Annotated in this window: 20 protein-coding genes and 3 pseudogenes; 15 read left to right on the forward strand and 8 right to left on the reverse strand. The window is 69.2% G+C overall.

The features are described from left to right. Positions 1–4: 4 nt before the first annotated feature. From OG306_RS41010 to OG306_RS35895, 3 genes are all read left to right on the forward strand, one after another. Positions 5–280 (forward strand): hypothetical protein, encoded by a 276-nt coding sequence (locus OG306_RS41010; RefSeq protein WP_432762246.1) that lies wholly within the window; start codon positions 5–7, stop codon positions 278–280. Between the two features lie 75 nt (positions 281–355). Continuing rightward, positions 356–1,774 carry an amidase gene (locus OG306_RS35890; protein WP_266750568.1) on the forward strand — a complete coding sequence of 473 codons (1,419 nt, stop codon included), beginning with the start codon at positions 356–358 and terminating at the stop codon, positions 1,772–1,774. A 133-nt stretch (positions 1,775–1,907) separates the two neighbouring features. Next, the gene (locus OG306_RS35895) at positions 1,908–3,362 is read left to right on the forward strand and encodes a glyceraldehyde-3-phosphate dehydrogenase (protein ID WP_266750569.1); all 1,455 of its coding nucleotides are present in this window, start codon (positions 1,908–1,910) and stop codon (positions 3,360–3,362) included. Positions 3,363–3,523: 161 nt separating this feature from the next. On the opposite strand, the gene OG306_RS35900 is transcribed toward OG306_RS35895, so the two are convergent. Then, positions 3,524–3,919 carry a VOC family protein gene (locus OG306_RS35900; protein WP_266360597.1) on the reverse strand — a complete coding sequence of 132 codons (396 nt, stop codon included), beginning with the start codon at positions 3,917–3,919 and terminating at the stop codon, positions 3,524–3,526. Positions 3,920–4,035: 116 nt separating this feature from the next. Between OG306_RS35900 and OG306_RS35905 the strand changes: the two genes are divergently transcribed. Continuing rightward, positions 4,036–4,910, forward strand: a protein-coding gene (locus OG306_RS35905) for an IS5 family transposase (protein WP_371665075.1) whose coding sequence is annotated in 2 segments (ribosomal slippage) — positions 4,036–4,417 and positions 4,417–4,910 — 876 coding nt in all. Because the reading frame shifts where the segments join, the coding sequence is not laid out codon by codon here. Positions 4,911–4,940: 30 nt separating this feature from the next. Here OG306_RS35905 and OG306_RS35910 read toward each other — a convergent pair. Further along, entirely contained in the window at positions 4,941–5,384 is a 444-nt protein-coding gene (locus tag OG306_RS35910; protein ID WP_266750573.1) for a nuclear transport factor 2 family protein, read from the reverse strand. 235 nt (positions 5,385–5,619) lie between these two features. Between OG306_RS35910 and OG306_RS35915 the strand changes: the two genes are divergently transcribed. From OG306_RS35915 to OG306_RS35935, 5 genes and pseudogenes are all read left to right on the forward strand, one after another. Continuing rightward, a complete protein-coding gene (locus tag OG306_RS35915) occupies positions 5,620–6,444 on the forward strand; it encodes an HARBI1 family protein (protein ID WP_266750574.1) in 825 nt (274 codons plus the stop codon). Positions 6,445–7,318: 874 nt separating this feature from the next. Continuing rightward, a pseudogene (locus OG306_RS35920) lies at positions 7,319–9,161 on the forward strand (DNRLRE domain-containing protein); the annotation flags it as partial. Between the two features lie 459 nt (positions 9,162–9,620). Continuing rightward, positions 9,621–10,178, forward strand: a pseudogene (locus tag OG306_RS35925) (DNRLRE domain-containing protein); the annotation flags it as partial. Then, positions 10,142–11,338 (forward strand): amidase domain-containing protein, encoded by a 1,197-nt coding sequence (locus tag OG306_RS35930; RefSeq protein WP_266750575.1) that lies wholly within the window; start codon positions 10,142–10,144, stop codon positions 11,336–11,338. The pseudogene OG306_RS35925 and the gene OG306_RS35930, both read left to right, overlap by 37 nt. 4 nt (positions 11,339–11,342) lie before the next feature. Then, on the forward strand, positions 11,343–11,861 hold the full coding sequence (locus OG306_RS35935; RefSeq protein WP_266750577.1) for a hypothetical protein: 519 nt from the start codon (positions 11,343–11,345) through the stop codon (positions 11,859–11,861). A 695-nt stretch (positions 11,862–12,556) separates the two neighbouring features. On the opposite strand, the gene fusA is transcribed toward OG306_RS35935, so the two are convergent. After that, positions 12,557–14,656, reverse strand: a complete 2,100-nt coding sequence (gene fusA, locus OG306_RS35940; RefSeq protein WP_266750579.1) for an elongation factor G — start codon at positions 14,654–14,656, stop codon at positions 12,557–12,559. A 696-nt stretch (positions 14,657–15,352) separates the two neighbouring features. Here fusA and OG306_RS35945 point away from each other — a divergent pair. Next, a complete protein-coding gene (locus OG306_RS35945; RefSeq protein WP_266750580.1) occupies positions 15,353–15,985 on the forward strand; it encodes a class I SAM-dependent methyltransferase in 633 nt (210 codons plus the stop codon). Positions 15,986–16,006: 21 nt separating this feature from the next. Here the strand turns inward: OG306_RS35945 and OG306_RS35950 are convergent, their stop codons facing one another. Further along, positions 16,007–16,342, reverse strand: a complete 336-nt coding sequence (locus OG306_RS35950; RefSeq protein ID WP_371666094.1) for a hypothetical protein — start codon at positions 16,340–16,342, stop codon at positions 16,007–16,009. A gap of 113 nt (positions 16,343–16,455) precedes the next feature. Beyond that, a complete protein-coding gene (locus tag OG306_RS35955; protein WP_266750581.1) occupies positions 16,456–17,355 on the reverse strand; it encodes a DUF2510 domain-containing protein in 900 nt (299 codons plus the stop codon). A 167-nt stretch (positions 17,356–17,522) separates the two neighbouring features. On the opposite strand from OG306_RS35955, the gene OG306_RS35960 reads away from it, so the two are divergent. The 5 genes from OG306_RS35960 (at position 17,523) to OG306_RS35980 (ending at position 22,280) form a co-directional block, all read left to right on the forward strand. Then, positions 17,523–18,302, forward strand: a complete 780-nt coding sequence (locus tag OG306_RS35960; protein WP_266750582.1) for a crotonase/enoyl-CoA hydratase family protein — start codon at positions 17,523–17,525, stop codon at positions 18,300–18,302. Positions 18,303–18,408: 106 nt separating this feature from the next. Further along, positions 18,409–19,155, forward strand: a complete 747-nt coding sequence (locus OG306_RS35965; protein WP_266750584.1) for a FadR/GntR family transcriptional regulator — start codon at positions 18,409–18,411, stop codon at positions 19,153–19,155. Positions 19,156–19,318: 163 nt separating this feature from the next. Further along, positions 19,319–20,086, forward strand: a complete 768-nt coding sequence (locus tag OG306_RS35970; protein WP_266750585.1) for a (Fe-S)-binding protein — start codon at positions 19,319–19,321, stop codon at positions 20,084–20,086. Then, entirely contained in the window at positions 20,083–21,651 is a 1,569-nt protein-coding gene (locus OG306_RS35975) for a lactate utilization protein B (RefSeq protein ID WP_266750587.1), read from the forward strand. The genes OG306_RS35970 and OG306_RS35975 overlap by 4 nt, the downstream gene beginning before the upstream one ends. Further along, positions 21,648–22,280, forward strand: a complete 633-nt coding sequence (locus OG306_RS35980; RefSeq protein ID WP_266750588.1) for a LutC/YkgG family protein — start codon at positions 21,648–21,650, stop codon at positions 22,278–22,280. Before OG306_RS35975 ends, OG306_RS35980 begins: the two co-directional genes overlap by 4 nt. A gap of 46 nt (positions 22,281–22,326) precedes the next feature. Here OG306_RS35980 and OG306_RS35985 read toward each other — a convergent pair whose 3' ends face one another. From OG306_RS35985 to OG306_RS35995, 3 genes and pseudogenes are all read right to left on the reverse strand, one after another. Continuing rightward, positions 22,327–24,231, reverse strand: a complete 1,905-nt coding sequence (locus OG306_RS35985) for a DUF2264 domain-containing protein (protein ID WP_266750590.1) — start codon at positions 24,229–24,231, stop codon at positions 22,327–22,329. Further along, positions 24,228–24,455: pseudogene (locus OG306_RS35990) on the reverse strand (hydroxyacid dehydrogenase); the annotation flags it as partial. The pseudogene OG306_RS35990 and the gene OG306_RS35985, both read right to left, overlap by 4 nt. A gap of 185 nt (positions 24,456–24,640) precedes the next feature. Beyond that, positions 24,641–25,807 (reverse strand): substrate-binding domain-containing protein, encoded by a 1,167-nt coding sequence (locus OG306_RS35995; protein WP_266750591.1) that lies wholly within the window; start codon positions 25,805–25,807, stop codon positions 24,641–24,643. Positions 25,808–25,997 lie beyond the last annotated feature (190 nt).

Here is a 25,997-nt window from a genome sequence, read left to right on the forward strand (position 1 = left end):
CGCGGTGAAACTGCCGATGATCCTGCTCGGCGGGATCACCGGCAAGCCGGTCATGGACCTCGCGATGCGGGAGGGCTTCGAGTTCGTGGCGATGGCCCGGGCACTGCTGCGGGAGCCCGACCTGGTGAACCGCATCCAGGCCGACGCCACCACCCCGTCCCTGTGCATCCACTGCAACAAGTGCATGCCGACCAACTTCACGGGCACCCGCTGCGTCCTGGTCGACCGCAGCACCACCCGGCGTCAGGACTGGGGCCGGCCCGCCGGTTACGTGTCGTAAGGCGCGCCGCCCGGGGACGGGCGCCTTGACCGGCGAGCGCGAGGGCTCGGACGAACAACAGCTGAGGAGAGGCCGATGACCGGCAGTCGGGACGCCGTGGGGACCGCAGCGGCGGTCAGGAGCGGTGAGGTGGACGCCCGCGCCGTGGTGGAGGACGCGATCGCGTGCATCGAGCGGCTCAACCCCGAGTACAACGCGGTGATCCACACCCGGTTCGACCGGGCCCTGGAGGAAGTGGACGCGGGATTGCCCGACGGGCCGCTGCGCGGCGTGCCGGTCCTGATCAAGGATCTCGGCACGGACGTCGCCGGCCTGCCGTCGACCGGCGGCAGCCGCCTCTTCGCCGAGGGCCTCGCCGCCCGCGACAGCGAGCTCGTGACCCGGTACCGGCGCGCCGGGATGGTCGTGCTCGGCTCCACCAACACCCCCGAACTGGGGCTCAACGCCAGTACCGAGCCCGCGTTGTTCGGCCCGACCCGCAATCCGTGGAGCACCGCCCACTCGCCGGGCGGCTCCAGCGGCGGTTCGGCCGTCGCGGTGGCCTCGGGGATGGTCCCGGTCGCGCACGCCAGCGACGGCGGAGGGTCCATCCGCATCCCGTCGGCGGCCTGCGGTCTGTTCGGTCTCAAGCCCAGCCGTGGCCGGGTGTCCCCCGCGCCGCGGCCCACCACGCTGTCGGGGCTGGTCTCCGTGCACCACGCCGTCACCACCACGGTGCGGGACAGCGCCCTGCTCCTCGACATCGCCGCGGGACCGCTCCCGGGGGACGCCTATGCCGCCCCCACGCCCGCCGACTCCTTCGCCGCCCTCGCACGGCGGGAGCCCGGACGTCTGCGGATCGGACTGATCACCGCCCTGCCGGACGGCCCCGAGGTGCATCCGGAGCCGGCCGCCGCAGCGATCGCGGCGGCCCGGCTGTGCGAGAGCCTCGGACACGAGGTCGAGGAGGCGACGGCCGCCTACCGGCCGGCGGATGTCGCCGGTGCCTCGGCCGTGCTGATGGGCAGCGGCCTGGTCGCCCAGATCGACGCCCGCCTCGAACAGCTCGGCCGGCCGCTGGCCGACGACGACCTCGAACCGTTCACACGGGTGCTCTACGACAGCTACCGGGCCCTCACCGCCGCGGACGTCAGCCGGGCCCTCGGACGCATGCAGGAGATCGGCTGGGCAGTCGGCGCGGCGTTCTCGACGTACGACGTGCTGCTGAGCCCGACGCTCGCCCGGCCGACGCCCCGGCTCGGCACGCTCGACACCAACCGGCCGGAATCGATCTACGAACACGCCTCGGTCTACTCCGCGTTCACCAGCGTCCACAACGTCACCGGCATGCCGGCGATGTCCGTCCCGCTCGGCCGGGACGGCGACGGGCTGCCGCTGGGCGTCCAGTTCGCCGCCGATCTCGGGGGCGAGGGGCTGCTGCTCTCCCTGGCCGCGCAACTGGAACAGGCCGCGCCCTGGCCGGCGGCGCGGGTCCAGGAGGGGCCGGTCACCTGACGACCCGGTATCGAGACAAACAAAAGCAATACGTCACACATCCCTACCGTTTCCGGCTCGGACGGCACCGTTTGATTGATCAAAAAGGCGGCGGGTTAGCATATGAGCGCCGCCTAGCTCGAAAGATAAATCTGTGACTGTCAATGACGACTCGTTCACCAATTGGAACAACCGCGAGGAGATTGCGGAGTCGATGATCCCGATCATCGGGAAGATGCACCGGGAGCGGGACGTGACGGTCCTGCTGCACAGCCGCTCCTTGGTGAACAAGTCGGTGGTCAGCATCCTCAAGACCCACCGGTTCGCCCGGCAGATCGCCGGTGAGGAGCTCTCGGTCACCGAGACCATGCCCTTCCTGCAGGCCCTCACCACGCTGGATCTCGGCCCCTCCCAGATCGACATCGGCATGCTCGCCGCGACCTTCAAGAGCGACGACCGCGGTCTCTCGGTCGAGGAGTTCACCGCCAAGGCCGTCGCCGGCGCCACGGGTGCCAACAAGATCGAGCGTCCCCAGGGCCGCGACGTCGTCCTCTACGGCTTCGGCCGCATCGGCCGCCTCGTCGCCCGCCTGCTCATCGAGAAGGCCGGCTCCGGCAACGGGCTGCGGCTGCGCGCCATCGTCGTCCGCGGGGGCGGCGGCCGGGCCGACGAGGACCTCGTCAAGCGTGCCTCGCTGCTGCGCCGCGACTCGATCCACGGCCAGTTCCAGGGCACGATCACCGTCGACGAGGCGACCAGCACCATCGTCGCCAACGGCAACGAGATCAAGGTGATCTACGCCAACGACCCGTCGGAGGTCGACTACACGGCGTACGGCATCAAGGACGCCATCCTCATTGACAACACCGGCAAGTGGCGCGACCGCGAGGGCCTGTCGCAGCACCTGCGCCCCGGCATCGACAAGGTCGTCCTGACCGCTCCGGGCAAGGGCGACGTCCCCAACATCGTGCACGGCGTCAACCACGATGCGATCAAGCCGGACGAGCAGATCCTGTCCTGCGCCTCCTGCACCACCAACGCGATCGTCCCGCCGCTGAAGGCGATGGCGGACGAGTACGGCGTGCTCCGCGGCCACGTGGAGACCGTCCACTCGTTCACCAACGACCAGAACCTGCTGGACAATTACCACAAGGCCGACCGGCGCGGCCGCTCGGCGCCGCTCAACATGGTCATCACCGAGACCGGTGCAGCGTCCGCCGTCGCCAAGGCGCTGCCCGACCTCAAGGCGCCGATCACCGGCAGCTCGATCCGCGTCCCGGTGCCGGACGTCTCGATCGCGATCCTCAGCCTGCGGCTGGGCCGTGAGGCCACCCGCGAAGAGGTCCTCGACTACCTCCGCGATGTGTCGCTGACCTCGCCGCTCAAGCGCCAGATCGACTTCACCACCGCCCCCGACGCGGTGTCGAGCGACTTCATCGGCTCGCGACACGCCTCGATCGTCGATGCCGGTGCCACCAAGGTCGAGGGCGACAACGCGATCCTCTACCTCTGGTACGACAACGAGTTCGGCTACTCCTGCCAGGTCATCCGGGTCGTCCAGCACGTGTCCGGCGTGGAGTACCCGACCTACCCGGTCCCGCGGGTCTGATCCCGACGTGTAGGTTCCGCGTTCTGATGGACACTGTCCATGCAAGATGGACAGCGATTGGGCACTTTCGCCATTCCGTGGGCACTGACTGCGGTCAGTGAGGTCTTCTCGGCAACGTGACAGTTGCGGAGTGTGACGGGGTGCGGGTGCCCGCTCGCGGCCTAGTTCTGCGGTGCCAGGGTGCGCAGGACGTCGAACTCGTTGCCCTCGGGGTCTGCCATGACCACCCAGTTTCGGTCTGAGCCCTGGCCCACATCAGTCTTGGTGGCGCCGAGGCCGAGCAATCTGGTCACCTCGTCCTCGGTGCTACCGTCGATCGGGCTGACGTCGAGGTGAAGCCGGTTCTTCACGGTCTTGCCCTCGGGCACCTGGATGAACAGCAGGGTGGGCGGCATCTGGCGGGCCCGAACATCCTCGACGGTCGGCACCCAGGAGCCGATCTCGACCTTGCCCTCGCTCCGGTCGATCACCTTGAAGTCCAGGACCTCGCACCAAAAGGCCGCGAGCCTCTCCGGATCGTGGCAGTCAACGGCCAACTCGGTGAACCTACTTGTCATGACTCTCCCAGATAGTGCGGACAGGGCTCAGAGTATGCCGCCCGTCCGACAGATCCGAGATCTTCCTGACTAGGGTGCGTTTCAGAAGTGGATCTCGATGTGTCAAGATCCACTTCATGGGGAGGCATGATCTGACGAATGCACAGTGGGCGAAGCTGGAGCCGCTGCTCCCGGTCGGAAGCAAGCCTGGACGGCCGCCGGTCCGCACCAAGCGACAGTTGATAGACGGCATACGCTGGCGCACTCGCGCCGGTGCTCCCTGGCGGGACGTGCCTGAGCGGTATGGCCCGTGGGAGACGGTGTACGGACTGTTCCGGCGTTGGCAGCGGGACGGCACCTGGCATCGCATCTTCGAGCAACTGCAGGCCCGGGCCGACGCCGAGGGGCTGATCACCTGGGACGTCTCGGTGGACTCGACTATCGCCCGTGCCCACCAGCATGCGGCGGGTGCCCGCAAAAAGGGGATCTGCAGGTCGAGCCGCCGGGTGGCGTCTTCACCGAGCCTGACGACCATGGGCTCGGACGTTCCCGGGGCGGCCTGACGACCAAGCTCCACCTGGCGGTCGAGCAGGCGCAGAAGCCGATGTCACTGGTGATCACGGCCGGGCAGCGCGGTGACTCCCCGCAGTTCCAGGTGGTCCTGGACCGTATCCGGGTGCCCAGGCTCGGGCCGGGCCGGCCTCGCACCCGGCCGGACAAGGTTCGTGCCGACAAGGCGTACGGCTCCCGCGCGAACCGCGCCTACCTGCGCAAGCGCGGTATCCGCTGCACGATCCCGGAGAAGCGTGACCAGATCGCCAACCGCAAGAAACGCGGCCCTCACGGCGGTCGGCCGCCGAAGTTCGACAAGGCCGACTACAAAGAGCGCCACGCGGTGGAGTGCGGAATCAACCGCCTCAAGCGGCACCGCGCGGTCGCCACGAGATACGACAAGCTCGCCGTCCGCTACGAAGCGACCGTTCTGGTCGCAGCTATCAACGAGTGGCTGTGACCAGCATCCTCATGCTCGTCCTGGTGGCTTTCACTGGTCTTCGGTGTCGAATGCCTGGGCCACGGCGAGGCTGTCCTCGTAGATATGGTGCCGGGTGACCAAGCCGTCTTCGAAGGTGAGGTGCATAGCAAACCGCGCGCGATACGCACGTCCGGTGGACCGAGCGGTCTGGCGAATCTCGCCGATCACGACTGCGTCGTTTCCGTCGATGAGGATGCGCTCAACCTCAGTCGCCACCTGCTCCGGCACGTGGTGCTCGGCAAGTTCGCGATAGTGGGCGGCCGCGTCGGCCCGGGTGGACCGATGACGGATCCAGGGCGTGGCAGTACGACCGTGCTCGGCCTCCGGCCAGTTCAGCTTCCAATCGCCCCGCTCGGCGTACAGCTCGGCGATGCGCTCGGGGTCGCCCTCACCAATCCTGCGCAGTAACTCCTCAACCGCGGTCCGTGTGTTCGTAGATGTGGCTACGCACATGATTGGCCCCTCCGTATGGTCCGCGTCCTGCTCACGCGGCGAGATCACCAACCTAGCCCGCACAGTCCGGGCGAGACGATTACCTCCTGAGTAAGGCAACGCATCATAAAGATCCACTTTCGAAACGCACCCTAGGGACATCAGACGGGCTTGACCCGGCATCAGATACGCGAGAAGCCCGTGGTAGGAACAGGTCTGCGGAGAACAGGTTCCGGGGTCCGAGAGGCTTCACGCGTTGACCAGTGTCACCTACACCGGCGTGCTCGATGTCAGCCGGGCCACTGCTGAGGCCCTCGCGAAGCTGCTGCTCGAACACCGTGAGCGTCTCGGGACCCGCAAGGGCACCCGCGCCCTGGGTCCGTTCAAACAGAGCGTGTTGATCCTGCGCTGGTTCCTGGACGGTGCCCGGCTGACTCAACTTGCCCGCGACAACCGGATCTCCGTCCCGACGGCCTACCGCTACCTCCACGAAGGGCTGACCGTGCTCGCCGACCAAGCCCCGGACCTGTCCACCGCACTGGAGCGCGCGGCCGCAGCCGGCTTTACACACCTCAACCTCGACGGCACCGTCATCCGTACCGATCGCGTCGCCGCCCCCGGCCCGAACAAGGCCGACCTGTGGTGGTCGGGCAAGCACAAGCACCACGGCGGCAACGTCCAGGTCATTTCCGCACCCGACGGCTGGCCGCTCTGGGTCTCGCCGGTCCGGCCCGGCCGCGAGCACGACACCACCTGCGCCCGTACCCACGGCCTGATCGCCGCCCTGAACCGGCTCGCCGACACCCTCGACATCCCCACCCTGACCGACCTCGGCTACCAGAACGCCGGGGCCGGCCTCCGCCACCCGGTCAAAAAGCCCAAGGGCGGCGAACTCACCGATGACGCCAAGGCGTTCAACTCCGTCATCCGAGGCGTCCACGGCGTGGCCGAACGCGCCAACGCCCTGCTCAAGGTGACCTTCAAGGCTCTGCGCAGGGTCAGCCTCGACCCCAAGGCGATCACCCGGATCACCCGCGCTGCCCTCGTCCTGCTCCAGATGGAACACGGCCGCACCATCTGAACGAAGATCACGAACCGTCACGAGACGTTACCGAGAAGGGCTCAATCTCGGACATCTCTGGTTTCGCAGCGCTGCAACCTCACCGTCGGCGAACTCGCCTACTACCGCGTTGCTGCTCACCTGAGCCGCCACCTCTGACAGCCTTGAGTCGAGATGGGGTGCGGAACCCACATGGAGGGTCGAATGGTGGACAAGTCCAGCAGGATAGAGCCGCCTCTCTTGTCACTCGCCGTGACGGCGAACCTTCAGCCATTGCGGCGATTGCTCACGGAAGCACTACGCATCCGGTGCTCATTTCGCGCGGAAGACCCTGTTTCTGCAGGTCTCTGTGCTCACGAGGTCGCGGATCCTACACCGGTGTAGGTTCCGCGTTTCGATGGACAAGGTCCCATGAAATGGGCAACGGATGAGCAATTTCACGGTTCTGCGGTCACTGACTACTCTCAGTAACTGCTGTCGTCCATATGGCGATCAAGAGTCCAGCCGCTTCCAGCAGGAAGCGCGCGTTGGCCATGACATCGATCCGGTACGACGATGCCTCGGTGCGTGAAGTCACGTGAATCGTCGCCGGGCTGACGACCGCCGCGGCGAAGAAGGCATCCGGGATGTCTACGCCCCGATCCTGGAGGCACGGGAGCCTGACGGCTACCGCGCATCCGACGTGTGACATAGGCGGTTAGAGGGTTACAGCACAGATCTGGTTGCCTGCCTGAGACAGGTTGTGTCTGGAAACACCCCAACCCTCTTGTCGCGTGAGGTAGATCACCGCTCACACCGGGTAACTGGCGCCTACTTTCTCACAGTTGCCCCGAGTTTGGGCTTTCCTCCCTCGATGTGTTCATGACTTCACCATCACTTGGTGTAGCTGTGAATAATGGGAGGGGAAACCGTGACCGATCCTTTGTCCGTGCCGCGGCGCGGGCGGGTGCGGCCCGTAGGAAGAACCCTGCGCTGGGTAGCGGGAACTCTCAGCCTGGCGGTGTCCGCCGCTCTGCTCAACGGCGTGAGCTCCGCGGCTGAAGCGCCGGACCATCCTGCTGCTGAGAACGAAGCTCCGGTGACGCAGGCGGCAGACCTCGCTTCCGCGCGTGCTGCTGCGCGTCTGTCGGGAAAGCGAGTGGAGGCCCTGTCGGAGCGCACGGAGGCGTCTACGACGTGGGTGAACAAGGACGGGTCGCTGACAACTGAGGTTTCCGCGGGTCCTGTTCGGTTCTATGACCAGGATGCCGGCTCGTGGCGTGGCATCGATGTGAATCTTGCCCGCGGTTCCGATGGTTCCGTTGAGGCCAAGGCGCACCCCCACGGTCTGAAGCTTTCAGGGGGAGCCGGCCGTCCGGCTGCGTCGCTCGAGGCGGCGCAGCAGGCCGCGGCCACGGACCTGGTGACGCTGGGCGAGGATGATCAGCGGATCACCCTGCAGTGGAAGGGCGGGCTGCCTGCGCCGGACCCGTGCCGAGTACGTGAACGCGGTGCCGGGCGCGGACGTGGTGGTCGAGGCGACACGTACCGGGTTCGAGCAGTTCGTCGAGATCAAGCAGCGTCCCGAGGTCGACAACTACAGCTACACGTTGCCGTTGAAGGCCAAGGGTCTGAAGGCGAAGCAACTCACTGACGGCAGCGTGCTGTTCACCGACAACAAGAACAAGAAGCGGGCCGTCATGCCAGCCCCGGTGATGTGGGACGCCGGCGTCGACCAGCGGTCGGGTGAGCACACGCACACGGCCAGGGTCGGTCTGACGGTGGTGCAGAAGGGCTCGTCCGTCGACCTGCTGGTCACCCCGGACGTCGAGTTCCTCTCCGACCCCGCAACCCAGTACCCGGTCACCATTGACCCGTCCACATCGGCGCTGTCCAACGTCTTCGCCACCTATGTGCAGCAGGGGGTGACGGTCGACCAGTCGACAGACAAGGAGCTGGACTTCGGCAACCCGGGCACGAAGAACGCGGACGGCACCCCGCGCACCGCGCAGACCTTCATCTCCTGGAACACCACGCCGTTTCAGGACGCGCTGGTCCTGAACGCGAAGCTGTCCTTGTACAACTTCCACTCGGGCAACACCGACTGCAAGGCCTACCCGTGGGAGGTGTGGGCCTCCGGGGCCGCTTCCACCTCCAGCCGGTGGACCAACCGCCCGACGATGACGGCGAAGAAGGCTACCTCCACCGAGACGCGCGGCAATTCGGCGTGCACGAGCACCCAGCCGACGGGCTGGATCAACGCCGATGTGACCACGCTGGCGCAGGAATGGGCGTCGGCCAAGGCCACCCGCGGCCACATGGGCATCAGGGCCTCCGACGAGTCGGTGGTGGCGCAGTGGAAGCGCGTCAACTCCGCCAACGCGGCCTCGAACCCGCCGAAGCTGGTGGTCAACTACAACTACCGGCCTCGTACGGGCACCAAGCAGCAGGCGGGCCCGCCGTACACGCAGGACAAGACGGGCACCTGGCGCGTCGACACGACGACCCCCACCTTGAGGGACACGTTCACCGACCCGGACGGTGACAAGGTCAACGGCACCTTCCAGATCTTCGATGACGCGACCAACAAACAGGTCGGAGAAGTCCTGGTCTCCCCGTTCGTGGCCAGCGGAACGCCGGCAGAAGTCAAGGTGCCGGCCGGGCAGCTCCAGCACGGGCGCACTTACCGGTTCCGGACGAATCCCTACGACGGTACGCACTACAACCTGGAATGGTCGCCGTGGGCGAAATTCAGTGTGAGTCCTCTGCCCGGTATCCCGCAGGACCTGCAGGCCGGGGCCGAGCAGACACTGACCCCGATCCTGTCGGCCGTGGTCACCGACCCCGCCCAGGGAAGGGTGAGCAGTGAGTTCACGCTGAAGGATGCTGCGGGGGCTCCGATTCCGGGGCTCACCCTGAAGCCGGTGTGGACGGACAGCGGATACCGGTCCGCCGTGCAGATCCCCGACGGGGTACTCACCGACGGTGCCACGTACTACTGGAACGTCCGAGCCTGCACATCGGTCGGCTGCTCACCATGGTCGGCGCTGCAGAAGCTCACCGTGCGTGTGCGGACCCTGCCCGTCCCCGAGTCCAAGACCCTGACCCTCACCGATGGCCGGCTCGCCGCCTCATCCGCTGCTACGGACTGCGACGACGCGTGCCCTGCCATCCTTGATGGGAAGATCCTCGCTGGCCGGGCCGACGGGCACGACTGGGCCACGTGGATCAAGGCGGACCTGTCGTCCCTGCCCCGCGGGTCCTTTGTGACCGCGGCCAAGCTGTCCCTCACACGCGCCGACTGCACCACCGGGTGCACGGCCCAGAAGTTCGACCTGTTCGAGCTCGCCACTGCGTGGTCTCCGTCGCAGAGCGGGAAGGAGCTGCTCGCCGCCGCAAGCGTCGACAGCTACAGCTCCGGTGAAGAACTCACCGCCACCGAACTGGGCCCCCTGGTGCAGTCATGGACCGAACTGGAGGACAACACCGGTCTGCTGCTACGAGCAGTAGGCGAAGCACCGGGTGCGGCTTACTACTCGGCCTCGGCCGGCGACGCGACGAAGCGGCCTCAGCTCACCATCGAGTACGTCCTGCCGTCCGCTCCGGGCCCGGTCGAGGACATCGCCGTCAGTGCCGGCGACAAGGGGCTGCTGGCCCGGTGGAACCCGCCGCTCAGCGGTGGGGCCGCTGGTGAGGAGACCGGCTACACGGTGAAGGTGGAGACAACGGAGGGCTGGTCGTGGCCGAGGTCGAGAGCACCGTGCCCCGCGCGGTAGTCACCGGCCTGGACAACTCCCGCGCCTACCGGGTCGCGGTCACGGCACACAACACCTTCGGCAACGGGCCTGTTTCGCGCTCCGCGCTCTCCCAGCCGACTGCGGTCTCCGGCGGCCCGGACCTATACAAGACGTACGTGCAGGACTACCTCAAGGCACGCGGGCGAATCAAGACCGGGGCAAGCCTCAGGGCCGGGGACGCCGCTGCCGAGTCCGCCCACGGCGGAGCCTTCCGTGAGCTCCTCCAGGCCCAGGAGGAAGGCCTCGTCGGCGCACGAGAGGCCCTGGAGAAGCGCGGCCAGAGCTACAGCTCGGCGTCCGCCGAACTGAGCGACGTGCTGGTGCGCCGTGGCGAGAACACCGCCGAAGTGATCGTGCATGCGACCGTGACGGAGTCGGAGACGGTACGCACGGACGGCGTCGACGACAAAACCGAGGCCCGCAGTGACAAGCGGTTCACCTTCGCCGTCAAGGACGGTGCCGTCGTGCTGCTTACGGAAGCCGATGACGCCTCTGCTGGTCTGACGCTGTCCCCGACCGCCGCCGCCGAGGCTCAGGTGGAATCAGAGGGACCGGAAGATGCCGATCTTCCGGCTGACGACGACGCCCTGGACCTGGACGACGACGGGTTCCCGGTCACCGACGGCGTACCGCTGGTTACCGCTCTCGCCAGCGTCGTCGACGGGAACGGAACCGCGAACTGGGCGTACAAGAACCGTGGTACCAAGTGGGAGTACAAGCAGGACTGCACCAACTTCGTCTCCAAGGCCCTCTACTACGGTGGCCACATGAAGTTCCGGAATGGTGGCCGCAAGGCCGACCACTCCTGGTGGCAGGAGTACTACCTCTTCGGCACGATCAAGAACAAGACCTACACATGGTCCGGGGCTGAAAATCTGCGCCGCCACGTCACCAAGTACCGCCACTCGCAGACCATCTCGAAGGCGAGCTCGGCCAAGGTCGGTGACGTCATCTTCTTCAAGTGGAAGTCGGAGAAGGTCTACAACCATGCTGCGGTGGTACGGGCCAACTCACGCGGTGAGCTCCACCTCGTCCAGCACGGGATCAAGACGTTGACTACGCTCAGCGACGTGATCGCTCGCTACAAGAAGAAGGATCCGATCGAGAAGATCCTGATCGTTCGCGTCAAGGACAGGTGACAGTGTGAGACGCAAGGTCATATGCGGATCCGTGGCAGCCCTGCTGCTGAGCTTGTCGGCGTGCTCGCTGCTCGGACCCGACCTCCAGTACGAAACGGATTACGCCAACCACGAACCGCTGCACGTGTTCGGCTATCCGTCCACCGGCTCCCTGCAGGTGGTCCAGGAGGTCGTGTGGCGCATCGCCGACGGCAAGGCCGGGGATCTGGAGAAGCTGGCGACCAGCGACAGCACCGACAGCGAGACCCGGAAGACGGCCGCAAACTGGATCAAGAGCTTCCAGAAAGGGGCCACGGGAAAGGTCGCGGCCGACTTCTACGACGAGGCATCCGAACGCCAGGTCGTGGTGCTGTACTTCCAGGACACCCGCCAGGTCAAGGAGATCAACGTTCGGCCCGACGGCCTCGCCGGTGAGGACGGTTGGCGAGTCCTGATGAACGAAACCAGCTTGAAGGAAGCCACCAGCGCGCCTACTTGGGCTCCTAAGGAGCCCGGCGGGGATGGATCGGTCTCCACAGGCTGAGCCCGGATCCGGGTACAGCAGGCAAGGGGCCCGGCAACGCCGGGCCCCTTCGCCGTGGTTCGCCGCCAGAGACAGCCGGGCCTGATCCGGGGCGTGTGTCGCGGGCCGCGACCGGGGTTCGGACTAGCCGTTTGGTCGCGGCTGCGAACTCCGCCCTCACAGCGTTCGACTGTTTCCCCATCACGCCCTCTCTGAGCTGGAATCCTGGTAGGACGCCCAGGTCTTGGCGGCGTCTCTTACGATCCCGCGACAACCCGAGACCCGGCGGAGGCACCACCGCCGGGATCGGCACCGCCGGGCATCGGTCAAGACTCCCACGCTGCACTGCCAGGCCCCTGCGGCTATCACGGGTACCTCACTCGCTGTTACCGACCCGATCGTGGAGAATCAGCGATTGCTCAAATTTCCCCGACACTCTCACTGCTCAGCGCGCCCGGATTCTGGCATTGGCGCAGGGGCCAGTGCTCACGAAGTCAAGGACCCTACACGACGGGAACCTCCGGTCCGGCGTTCCGGCAGGCGGGGCGGCGGTGGGGCGGCCACCGGTTCCGATCGGTATCCGGCAGCACTCCCACCGCCACCCGCCACCGCTGCTGACCGCGTTGCTCCGGCGGTCGGCAGTGCCGTCGGCGCGAACTGTCCGGTGTGTGCGTGACGCGGCCCCGCCCGCGTACGGACGGGGCCGCGCCCCGGGGCTACCGGCCCGTCGTCCCGTGGGGTACCGCGGCCGGCGCCGGGGCGTAACCGGTGGCCCGGGTGGTGAAGGTTCCCCGGCCCTGCGTCCGGCTGCGCAGCCGGGTCGCGTAGCCGAAGAGCTCCGCCAGCGGCACGGTCGCGGTGACCACCGACGTGCCGGCCCGCGCGGTCGAGCCCGAGACCCGGCCGCGCCGTGCCGCCAGGTCGCCGAGCACTCCGCCCACGGCGTCGTCGGGCACGGTGACGGTGACCTCCACCACCGGCTCCAGCAGCACCATCGCGCTGTTGCGCAGCGCCTCACGCAGCGCGAGCCGCCCGGCCGTCCGGAACGCCATCTCCGAGGAGTCCTTGGAGTGGGTCGCCCCGTCGGTCAGCGTGACCCGCAGCCCGGTCACCGGGTGACCGCCGAGCGGGCCCTCGGTCAGGGCGTCCCGGCAGCCGGCCTCGACCGCCCGCACGTACTCCTGCGGCACCCGGCCCCCGACGACGGACGACCGGAACACGAAGTCTGCCCCGCCGCCGGCATCGTGGTCACCGGCGGCCTCCAACGGCTCCACGTCGACGACGACATGAGCGAACTGCCCGGCGCCGCCGTCCTGCTTGACATGCCGGTACACCAGTCCGGACACGCCACGGACGACCGTCTCCCGGTGGGCCACCTGCGGCCGGCCGACGCCGACCTCCAGCCCGTGAGCACGACGGATCTTCTCCACCGCGACCTCCAGATGCAGTTCCCCCATCCCCGAAAGCACCGTCTGACCCGTTTCGGGGTCGGTCCGGACCGTCAACGAAGGATCCTCCTCGACCAGCCGCGCCAGCGCCGGCACCAACCGGTCGGTGTCGATGCTCCTGCGGGTCTCGACCGCCACGGAGACGACCGGATCGGCCACGGAAGGCGGTTCGAGAACCAAGGGCGCCGCCGGTGCGCACAGCGTCGCCCCGGCACGTGCCGCCTTGAGCCCGATCACCGCGACGATGTCCCCGGCCACCGCCCGGTCCACGTCCGAGTGCTGTCCGGCCCGGACCCGCAGGATCCGGCCGATCCGCTCGCTGCGCCGCGCGCCCACGTCCAGCACCGCGTCCCCCTTCCGGATCGTTCCCGAGTACACACGCAGGTACGTCAGCCGCCCCGTCGCGGTCGCGTTCACCTTGAACACCAGCGCGGCGAACGGCGCGGCCGGGTCGGCGGGCCGCTCCTGCTCCGCGCCGTCCAGGGTGCCGCGCACTGCCGGCACATCCAGCGGCGAGGGCAGATAGGCAACGACGGCCTCCAGCAGCGGCTCGATCCCGCGGTTGCGGTAGGCCGAACCGCACAGCACCACGACGCCCTCACCGGCACGGGTCAGGTCACGCAGCGCGGCGGCCAGCGTCCCTGCGGAGACCGTCGACTGCGCGCAGAACTCCTCCAACGCCACCGGATGGAGTTCCGCCACGGTCTCCGCCAGCAGCCGACGACGCCGAAGTGCCTCTTCCCGCAGGTCGTCCGGCACCTCGCCCTCCTCGTACGTGCCCTGACCGTCGGCCCAGACCAGCGACCGCATACGCAGCAGATCCACCACTCCGGTGAACCCGTCCTCCTTCCCGATGGGCAACTGCACCACCAGCGGGACCGCGTGCAGCCTCTCGCGTATCGACGCGACCGCCGCGTCGAGGTCGGCCCCGGCACGGTCCAGCTTGTTGACGAAGGCGATCCGGGGAACCCCGTGCCGATCGGCCTGCCGCCACACCGACTCGCTCTGCGGCTCGACCCCCGCGACGGCGTCGAACACCGCGATCGCGCCGTCGAGCACCCGCAGCGAGCGCTCCACCTCGTCGGAGAAGTCGACGTGGCCCGGGGTGTCGATCAGGTTGATCCGGTGACCGTCCCAGTCACAACTCACCGCCGCGGCAAAGATGGTGATGCCGCGGTCGCGTTCCTGGGGATCGAAGTCGGTGACGGTCGTGCCGTCATGGACCTCGCCCCGCTTGTGGGTGGTGCCGGTGAGGTAGAGGATCCGTTCGGTGACGGTGGTCTTGCCGGCATCGACGTGGGCGAGGATGCCCAGATTGCGAACGCCGGTCAGTGCACTGGTGAGTTGACGGTGCAGTTCGGTACGCACGGCCCATGGCCTTTCGGGGTGATCCGGATGCGGGACGGCGCGATTCCCGGACGAACAGGCCTGCGCTCAGGCCACGCATGAACCCCTTATGCGGCGGACCGCATCGGTGCACGGTCGCACCGAAGGCCCAACACTGCGGGAAAGAGGGTCAGTTGCTCGTCGCGGCAATCCGGTACCGGCCGCGCGGCGGGCACCGGAAGCACGAAGACACCAGGATCACCTCGTACCGTGACCGGGGGGCGACGACGGCGGTGCGGTAACGCATGGCCGGTCTCCCCTCACTCGTCGCGGTGCACGCCGCGATGATGTCGCTGCGGGCGGTTCGTGGCGAGTGTAGTGATCCCGGTGCGGGCAGGTCACCGGATTTTCCGCCTGACGCCGTGTCCGGCGACGGCCCCGTGCGTCGGCCGCCGCGGGCACCACCCCCGGCGCCGACAGGGCCGTACTCGACGGCGCGATCGCCATGGCATGGACGGCGGTCGGACTCGCCACCGACCCGGGCCGGCGCCACCGGCTCCTGGCCGGGGTCCGTGACCGGGCCACGGCGGTCACCCGGCACCGGGGACGTTGCTCCTCGCTCGTCCACACCGGGTGCCCCGATTCCCCATGTGGCGGGCCCGGGTGGGGCGTTGAAGGCCGCAGCGAATGGTGAAACGATCCCGGGGACCTGCCGGGACATGGGAAGGATGCGCATCGATGGACGAAGAGCACGGCCTTCCGGCCGCGAGGGTGTTCGATGCTCTGGGCGCCGAGTACGAGCGGGCGTTCGCCGACTCGATCCCCCACCACGCCTCGTTGCTCCGGCTGTTGGAGCACATCCCACCGCACAGCCGAGTCCTGGACGTGGGCAGCGGAACGGGCCGTCCCACTGCGCAGACCCTGGCCGACGCCGGTCATCAGGTGCTGGGCGTCGATGTCTCGCCCGTCATGGTCGACCTGGCGGCCCGGCACGTGCCCGGTGCGACCTTCGTATGCGCCGATATCCGCGAACTTCCCCTGGAAGAGCGGAGTTTCGACGTGGTGTGCTCGTACTTCTCGTTGCTGCAGATGTCCCGCGACGATCAGTCCCGGCTCCTGCGGAGACTGGGACGACTGCTGCTCCCCGGCGGAGTCCTGGCCGTCGCCACAGTTCCGCTGGACGTGGAGGACGCCGATGTCGTCTTCATGGGGCAGAAGGTGCAGGCGACCAGTTTCGGTGCCGAAGCGTTCACCGAATTGGTCGCCGGGGCCGGATTCACGATCCTGTGGGAGCAGAGCGGTCCGTTCACCCCGGCGTACGAAGGAGCGGTGGCCGAACCCCAGTTGTTCCTGCACTGCGAGCGGGTCTGACGCGGCGGGCCGGCCCGGTACTCAGCGCTCGCGCAGCAACGCCCCGGGCCGGCGCGGCCGACGTACCGCAGCGCGCCGCGGCACCAGAGTGCCCGGGTGTCTGCAGGCGTTCAGCGGGGCCTTCCAACTGCGAAGCGCCTGTCTGCCGCAGCGGCGCCACTGCGCGGGCGAGATCGGCACGGGCTGCCCGCCCCTGGTGACCATCGCGTTGACCGGACCCATCGGATCCGCCGCCATGGTCTTGGCCAGCAGTACGCCGATCACCAGCGGCGCCAATGTCACGGCCAGGGCCGTACCGGCGGTGGTGACGTGCTGCATGCGGGGGCGGGGAGACGCGTCAGGAACCATGGTTGTCATTCGACCATCCATGGCCCGATGAGGAATCGGACCACGTACTCAGTCCGGTCGTCCTCTCGTACTCACACCGGTGCTGGGCGTCCTCCCCGCAGACGCGATCGTCCGCCACGCTCCTATGCGGTGGTGCCCGGACCGGAGCCCGTTCCCGACGCCGCCTTGATGCCCTTGGTGATCTCGTCCATGACGGAGAGCTCCGGCGCCTTGGAGTTGATGTCGAAGCCGGAACGGACGACGACCAGCATGTCCTTGGAACGGGGGGACGGGAAGGCCAGCGACTGGACGTACCCGTCGTCGCCGTTCTTCGTCACCACCTTCCAGCGCACCAGATAGCCCTGCTGTCCGGCCACGGTGACGGGCCCGGACCTGAGCTCCTGGTGCGAGGTGATGCCTCCGTAGATCTTTTCGCCGTAGGACTCCGTCGCGTTGGCGGAGATGTCCTTCGTCGCCGTGGCCTTCGCCGTCGTGGTGTCGAGCTTCAGGGCCTTCGCGGGTGTGGACGACACCCCGCCGCGCACGCACTGCTCGGACGTGGCGCCGGGGCACGCGTACTCGCCCGTGCTCACCCACGCGCCCGTGATCCCCGAGTTGCCCGTCCATCCGTCGGGCACCGGGAGACTGATTCCACTGGTCAGGTCCGTGGCGTAGCCGTCTTCGGTCCCCGGCAGCCGCTGCTCGGGTGCCCCGCTCCCGCCGCCCTCGCGGCCACCGCCTCCGGGCGCCCCCGGCCCGCGCCCGGGCGCGCCGGAAGGTGCGGGTGACGGGGCTGCGGCCGCGCCCTTCACCGAGCCGGAGGAATCGTCCGACAGCAGGAAGAGACCGCCGCCGACGGCGGCGAGCACCACCACACCGGCGGTGACGCCGATGCCGATACGCAGCCGGCGGCGCCGGGCCGCGGCCGGCGGCACGCGGAGGTGGTCGGTCCACCGGTCCCCGTCCCACCAGCGCTCGTGAACGGGGCCAATTCCTGTATACCCGGGGTCTGGATGCCAGCCGGGCGGGCTCGTCTGGGTCACGCGGCTCAGAGTAGAACAGCTGCGTGAGAATCAGATGAATCCACCGACCGGGCCGGGCGTCTCACGGGGCGATCGCGTCGGGCTGCCGCACGTGGTGTGCGGCGGCGCGGCCGTCGTCCTCGACGGCATCGACCCGGCTTCTGCAACCCCCTGTGGGAGGGCGAACGATGAACGAGGAACCAGCGGTACGGATCGAGCGCGACGGCCCCGTGTTCACGGTGATCCTCAGCCGCCCCGGGGTCCGTAACGCCGTGGACGGTCCAACAGCCGCCCGACTCGCCGACGCCTTCCGCGAGTTCGATGCCGACGCCGATGCGGCCGTCGCCGTGCTGTGGGGCGAGGGCGGTACGTTCTGTGCCGGTGCCGACCTGAACGGCATCGGTACGGAACGCGGCAACAAGGTCCTGCCCGAGGGCGACGGGCCGATGGGGCCGACCCGGATGAGCCTGAGCAAGCCCGTCATCGCGGCGGTCTCGGGTCACGCGGTGGCCGGGGGGCTGGAGCTGGCCATCTGGTGCGATCTGCGGGTGGCCGAGGACGACGCGGTGTTCGGTGTGTACTGCCGCCGCTGGGGAGTGCCGCTGGTCGACGGCGGAACCGTACGGCTGCCGCGCCTGATCGGCGAGAGCAGGGCCATGGACATGATCCTCACCGGGCGCCCCGTCCCGGCCCCGGAGGCGTACGCCATGGGGCTCGCCAACCGGATCGTTCCGACCGGTGAGGCTCGGCGCGCGGCGGAGCAACTCGCCCGGGAAATCGCCGCGTTCCCGCAACTGTGCCTGCGCCACGACCGGCTCTCGGCGCGCGAGCAGCACGGCCTGAGCGAGCTGGACGCCCTGGCTGCGGAGTACCACCACGGCCTGGTGCCGCTCACCGCGGGAGAGACGCAGGCGGGTGCCGACCGCTTCGGGGGCGGTGCGGGCCGTCACGGGTCCTTCGACGACTGAACGATCCATCCTTTGGTCCGACCATACGTGTTGTGTGACATAGTGGAAGATCGGGCAGCGGACACTACGGCAACCAGGCGATTCCGGCCGAGGCAGGGGGTGACGGATGCCCGTCGAATGGCAACCCGTACGGCAGTCCCGTACGCATGAACTCGTGCTCCAGAGCATCGAGGAGCGGGTGTTCTCCGGTGAGCTGAGGGCGGGCGACCGATTGCCGCCCGAGCGTGAGCTCGCGCCGGTGCTCGGGGTCAGCCGGTCCGCGCTGCGCGAGGCGCTGCGGGTGCTGGAGACCATCGGTGTGCTGGTCGCACAGCCGGGCCGGGGGCCGGATGCCGGGGCGCGGATCGTACGCAACCCCGACGACGCGCTCGGGCGGCTGCTGCGACTCCACTTCGCGCTGGGCAGCTACAGCCTGGAGGACGTCCTGGAGGCGCGCGTCGTGCTGGAGAGGTCCAGTTTCGAGGCGGCCGCACGGCATGCATCCCCGGAGGGCCTCGACGAGGCGGAGGCGCTGGTCGTGCGGATGGGGGAGCCCGATGTCGGGGTGTCGGAGTTCAACGACCTGGACACCCGGTTCCATGTGCACATCGCCCGAAGCTCCGGCAATGAACTGACCTCCACGCTCACCTCCGCCGTTCGCGAGTCGGTGCGACCGCTGATCCTGCGGGCGCTGGAGGAGGCCGAGGACTGGCCGGCCACGGCCGCCGCGCTCAACGCGGAGCACACCGGGCTGCTCGGGCTGGTACGCGCCGGCGAGGGCGTGAAGGCCGCAGACCTCGTCGAGCGGCACATTCGCAGCCTCCACGGCACGCTGGTCGATGAGAACTCCGACCGCGCGCGAGGGGATTCCTGACAGGTGGGCGCGGGCTCCGGCCGGTTGGGCCGGGGTCTGGGGTGTAGATCGATCTGACCTTGTCAGGTGCATGCCTATACGGCTCGTGGTGTCGCAGCCTTCACGTTCCGGACCGAGGCTAGTATGGTCAGACCATTAAATGGAGAATCGATCGGAGAGACCCATGCGCATCGGACTCTTCGCCACCTGTCTGGGAGACACGCTCTTCCCCGAGGCGGTGAAATCGACCGCGGTCCTGCTCGCCCGACTGGGCCACGACGTGGTGTTCCCGCCCGGGCAGACCTGCTGCGGCCAGATGCACGTCAACACCGGATACCAGCGCGAACCCGTGCCCCTGGTGCGGAACTTCGCCGAGCAGTTCGGTGACGCGTCGATCGACGCCGTCGTCATGCCGTCCGGCTCGTGCGCGGGCTCGGTCCGGCATCAGCACGAGATCGTCGCCGAGCGGTACGGGGACGCGGCGCTGCGCGCGGGGGTCGCCACCGTCAAGGCCAAGACGTACGAGTTGTCGGAGCTCCTCGTCGACGTCCTGGACGTCACCGATGTCGGCGCGTACTTCCCGCACCGTGTGACGTACCACCCCACCTGCCACTCCCTGCGCATGCTCCGCGTCGGTGAGAAGCCACTGAAGCTGCTCCGCGCCGTCGAATCCATCGACCTCGTCGAGCTCCCCGAGGCCGACGCCTGCTGCGGATTCGGCGGCACCTTCGCCATCAAGAATGCCGAGACGTCGACGGCGATGCTCCAGGACAAGATGCGCAACATCGCCACCACGGGAGCCGAGGTCTGCACCGCGGGCGACTCGTCCTGTCTGATGCACATCGGCGGCGGACTCTCCCGTATCTCTTCGGGCACCCGCACCCTGCACCTCGCGCAGATCCTCTCCTCCACCCGCACCTCGCCGTACGTCCCGACGGAGGCCGTCCGATGAGCAGCACCTTCCTCGGCATGCCCGCCACCCCGCCCCGTTCCCCGTACGGGACCGGCAATCTGCGCGGCGACCGGACGTTCCCCGCCGCCGCCCACGACGAACTCCGCAACGAACAACTGCGCCGCAATCTCGGCAGGGCGACCCACACGATCCGCGCCAAACGCCTGAACGTCACCGGCGAACTGCCCGACTGGGAGCAGCTGCGCGACGCAGGTTCGGCCATCAAGACCGACACCATGAACCGGCTCCCCGAACTCCTGGAACAACTGGAGCGGAAAGTCACCGAGCACGGCGGCACCGTCCACTGGGCGCGCGACGGAGTCGAGGCCAACGAGATCGTCACGCGGCTCGTCAAGGCGACGGGCAGCACCGACGTCATCAAGGTCAAGTCGATGGCCACCCAGGAGATCGGCCTCAACGAGCATCTCGAATCGGCCGGCATCACCCCGTACGAGACGGACCTCGCCGAACTGATCGTGCAGCTCGCGCACGACAAGCCGTCGCACATCCTGGTCCCTGCGATCCACCGCAACCGCGACGAGATCCGGCAGATCTTCCTCAAGGAGATCCCGGGCGTCGACCCGGGCCTCGACAACGTCCCCGCGCATCTCGCCGCCGCGGCCCGCACCTATCTGCGCGAGAAGTTCATGACGACCAAGGTGGCGGTCTCCGGCGCCAACTTCGGCATCGCCGAGACCGGCACCCTCTGTGTCGTCGAGTCGGAGGGCAACGGGCGCATGTGCCTGACCCTGCCCGACACCCTGATCACCGTCATGGGTATCGAGAAGGTGCTGCCGCACCATCAGGACCTCGAAGTCTTCCTGCAGTTGCTGCCGCGCTCCTCCACCGGCGAACGGATGAACCCGTACACCTCGATGTGGACCGGGGTGACACCCGGCGACGGACCACAGGACTTCCACCTGGTCCTGCTCGACAACGGGCGCACCGCGGCGCTCGCCGACCGGATCGGGCGCGAGGCCCTCAACTGCATCCGCTGCTCGGCCTGCCTCAACGTCTGTCCGGTGTACGAACGGGCGGGCGGCCATGCGTACGGATCGACGTACCCCGGACCGATCGGTGCGGTCCTCACCCCGCAGCTCGCCGGGATGCACGCGGCCAAGGACGATCCCAACAGCTCGCTGCCGTACGCCTCCAGCCTCTGCGGCGCCTGCTTCGACGCCTGCCCGGTCAAGATCGACATTCCGTCGCTGCTGGTCGAGCTGCGCCACCAGCACACCGAGCAGTCCGGCACGACGGCGGAGAAACTGGTGATGAAGGCGGCGGCCGGAGTGATGAAGCGACCGAAGCTGTTCACGGCCGCACAGAAGGGGGCGGCGATCGGCCGCGTCATCGCCGGGCGGGACGGGAAGATCTCGCATCTGCCACCGCCGTTCAACGGCTGGAGCGACAGCCGCGACACAGCCGCCCCGCCGAAGCAGTCCTTCCGCTCCTGGCTGGCGTCGGCCGAGGGCGCCGCGACGATGCGCGCCGCCGCCGACGAGCACAAGAAGAACGCCGCCGACGAGCACGAGAAGAGCAAGAAGAACGAGAAGGAGGGGAAGTGACGACCGCTCGCGACACGGTACTGGGCAGGATCAAGGACGCCCTGGCCCTCGCCCCCACCCCGGACACCACCGTCCCGCGCACCTACCGCACCGGCCGTACCCTCCCCGACGACGAACGACTGGCCCTCTTCACCGACCGGCTCGTCGACTACAAGGCACACGTCCACACCTGCACCGCCGACCGCACGGCCGCGACCGTCGCCGAAGTGCTGCGGGAGCGCGGCGCCCGGCGGATCGGAGTGCCGGCCGGACTCGACCCGGCGTGGCTCGGCGTCTACGACGGTGAGGTCCAGCAGGACTCCGACACCATCCCGGCGCCCCGGCTCGACGCTTTGGACGGGGTCGTCACCGCCTCGGCCGTCAGCTGCGCCGAGACCGGGACGATCTTCCTGGACGGCTCGCCCGACCAGGGGCGGCGGGCGCTGTCCCTCGTCCCCGATCTGCATGTGTGCGTCGTCGACCTGTCGAGCGTCGAGGTCGGGGTACCGGAGGCGGTGGCCCGGCTCGTTCCGGAGCGTCCTACGACGTTGATCAGCGGCCCCTCGGCCACGTCCGACATCGAGTTGGAACGAGTGGAGGGTGTGCACGGTCCGCGCACTCTGGTGGTGGTGATCCGGACCGACGCGTAGGGGCGGGGCGGGGTCGCGCGACCTCCCGGCCGCGCGACCCCGGTGCTCAGCCGTGCGTGACCGTCACCGTCGGCGCGAAGCCGATACGTGTCGTCGCCGCGTCCTGCGCCCAGCGGACGTCCACCGAGTTCCCGTCCACCTGAACCCCACTCACCACCGCGTCCAGCGGCGGTGCGGCGGGCTCCGCGGTCAGCGAGGCGAGCGCCACCAGCACCACCGTGCCCTCCGCGGCCGTGGACAGCCGGGGCACCACCGCCCAGCGCGTGTACGCCGTACCCTGCGGGGCCCGTACCGCATCCCGCGTCTCCCAGCCGTGCAGGCCGTGCAGCTCGGACGTCACGGTGCCGTCCGGGCCGGTCGCCCAGCCCGTCTGCTCCACCCGGGCCCCGGCCGGCGCGCCGACCACCCGGTGCACCCGCAGCTCGTAACGGCCACGCACCACGGTGACGCTCTCCACCCGCATCCCCGGCACCATCGGTGCACCGGACGTGAACACCGGGCGGTGCCAGGACGCGGCCCACCCCCACCCGTCGCCGCCACCCGCGCCCAGCGCGCGGACCACTCGGCGTCCGCTGCGCACCCCGGCGACGACCACCGCCAGATGGTTGTCCGCCGTGTTCGCGCTCGACGTCGGGCCGGTCACGGTGGAGTACGACTGACGGCTGTACAGCGGATCGTCCGTCACCCCCGACTCGCCCTCGTGCGGGCGCACGTGATCGCTGCCGTGGTTGTGCAGCCGTACGATCCCGTCCGCCCGGGTGGACTGGACGAGCAGACCGGGCGCGGGCAGCGCGAGCACCCGGTCGGGACCCTCGCTGGGCGCGTGCTCCTCGGCCGCCGTCCACAGCGGATGGCCCTCGGGGGCGAGCAGCGAGACGAAGGCCTTGGACGCCCAGTACGGCGAGGCGGGGGCCGAGTAGTTCTGCAGCGTCGCCTCGTGCGGACCGTGCCAGCCCAGGTTCAGCAGCCCGTCCGTACCCGTCGCCCCACGGTCCAGGAAGTAGCGCAGCGACCCGTTGATCACCCGACGCGAGGCGCCCGGCGTGAGCGGGGTGTGCCCGGTGACGGCGCCGAGCGCGACCGACGAGGCGGCCGCGAAGCGGTACGTGAGCGAGCGCCCGAAGTGGATCGGTGCACCGTCGCCGCCGAACAGCAGCGAGAAGCCCTCCAGGTGCTCGCGCAGCCGGCCGCCGTAGTGCGCGGACAGCTCGGCGTCGCCCGACAGATGCGCGTCCAGGACGGGATAGAGGTGCAGCGCCCAGCCGTTGTAGTGGTCGAAGGCCCGGCCGTCGCCGTCCGCGTACCAGCCGTCCCCGCGGTACCAGCCCTCCAGCAGGTCGAGGGCACGCTCCTTCGCGCGTGCCGTCTCCGCGTCGCCGCGGCCCACGGATTCGAGGAACGCGGCCACGGAGTAGGGGAACAGGTACCAGTTGTTGGGGGAGGGGATGTGCCGCAGCGCGTCGCGCAGCCACTCCTCGGTGCGGTCCCGCACACCGGACTCCAGGCGGTCCCAGAGCCACGGCCGGGTGAGCCGCAGTCCGATGGCGACCGACGCGGACTCGACCATCGGCTGGCCGAAGACGGAGTGGTCGCGGATCAGCGGCCATGATTCGGCATCGTCCCGGCCGGGCGTACGGGTGCCGGCCGTGAGGCCGTCGGCGTACCGGTCGAGCCAGCCGTGCGGGTCCTCGCCGTCCGCGCCCGCCACCCGGAAGGCGGCGGCGAGGAAGGTGCGCGCGTACCCCTCCAGACCGTCGGAGCGCACCCCGGACGCGGACGGCCTGCCCGGCAGGTCCAGCAGCGCACCGCCCGGAGTGGCCCACTTCCAGGCGGCCTTGAGCAGCCCGTCGGCCGCGGCCTCCCAGTGCGCCCGGGTGTAGCCGGTTTGCGGGCTCAACACCCGGTCTTCGGCGGGGAGTTCGAGGGATGAGGTCGGGTGGGGTGCGGTCATGCGAGGAATGCCGGCCTTTCGCGTCGTACGGGATGGGCGAATCCGTCACCCGCGGCCCAGCGGCCGGTCTCGCCGACCGCCAGATCGACCAGCCGCCGCCGTTCGTTGCCCTGGGAGCCTGCGAGGTGCGGGGTGATCAATGCGTTGTCGCACTCCCGGAGCGGGCGTGCGGCGGGCAGTGTGCCGGGTTCCGTGACGTCGAGGATCGCCCGGATCCGGTGCTGCCGTCGCAGGCGCCGAGCGCGCCGGTCAGAGGCAGGGCGGCGATCGTGGCGAGCACGGAACGACGGCTCCGGCGACCGGGCATGTGTGCCTCCCGCGGCTCCTGAATCGGGTCACGGGGAATCATGATCGACTGATCGGTTCTGGTCAATAGATCGCTTAGAGGAAAATCAAAGCGGTCAAACGCTCACTCGGTGGCAGGGGTCGCCCCCTGTGCCGATCCGCGCACCTCAAGCGTGGGCAGCAGCTCCGTCCGGCGCACCGGGCCGCTCGCTCCGGCGGCCCCGGAAAGCCGGTGGAGCAGCAGCTCGGCGGCGGCCCGGCCGATCTCCGCCTTCGGCGGCGCCACGGCCGTCAGCGGTGTGCTGCCGAGGGCCGCGACCACGTCGTCGTACGCCACCACCGAGCAGTCCCGCGGCACGTCGACACCGTTCTCCGCCAGCCGCTGCACCAGCATCAGCGCGTCCACGTCTCCGTGCAGCACGGCCGCCGTCGCGCCCCTCTCCCGCAGGACAGCGGCGAGATCGAGTGCGGTGCGGGCGTCGGACGCGGGGAAGGCCGGGCCGGCGGCTCCCGCGGCCGGCGCGTCGGGAGCGGGGCCGGGAACCGCGTCCGGGGAGCTCAGCACGACCGTCCAGTCCTCCACCTCGGGACGGGCCGCGGCGATCTCGGCGAACGCCGTCCGGATGCTGCGCGCCGTCGGACTGTCGTCGCGGGCGGCCAGCACGATGCGCCGGTGCCCCAGCGACACCAGATGCTCCACGGCCAGATGCGTCCCGTACCAGTGATCGGAACAGACGGAATCCAGGGCGTGCAGCGCGCTGCCCGGCCGGGGGCGTCGTTCCATCAGTACGGTCGGCACCCCCAGGCCCGCCAGCCAGCCGTAATCCAGCTCCTCCGAGCGCGCGTTGCGCCAGCGGGGTGCGATCAGCAGCCCGCGCGCCCCATCCGCCAGGGCCCGCTCCACCAGCGCACGTTCCGCGCCGGCCGACTGGTGCGCGATGTGCAGCGCGATCCGTATCCCGGACTCCTCCAGGACGGTCCGGGCACCGTGCAGCGTCTCGTGCAGGTACGTGTGGCGGTCCGGGACGACCAGGGCGACCGCCCCGCCCCTCCCGGCGGGTTCGTCGCCCCGCGGCGCCGGGACGACGGTGGCCGGCCGCGCCTCCCTCCATGGCCGGGCCACCCCGTGCCCGCGCCGCAGCCGTCCGACCCGGGCCAGTTCCTCGACGTCCCGCCGGACCGTGACCACCGAGACGTCCAGCTCGGCCGCGAGCGCACTGACCTTGACGGCGCCGCGCGACTCCACCACCGCCAGGATTCGCTGTCGCCTGATCTCGACCGGCTCCCGCATCGCTGTGGCCCCCTCGCCGTACCGCCGCGTGTTGTGCGTTTGAACGCTTCCTGTGAGCGCTTGGGCCGCAGCATAGCGATCACCGCTCCGCTCGCCGTCTTCCTCGTTCCCGGCGCCTGGCTGGGATTCGGCTTTCCGGCGCTGCTCGCGTACCAGTTCCTCTTCGGCCTTTCGGTCACGATCCGGTCCG

Origin of the sequence: Streptomyces sp. NBC_01241 (assembly GCF_041435435.1) — a bacterium.
Lineage (GTDB): Bacteria > Actinomycetota > Actinomycetes > Streptomycetales > Streptomycetaceae > Streptomyces.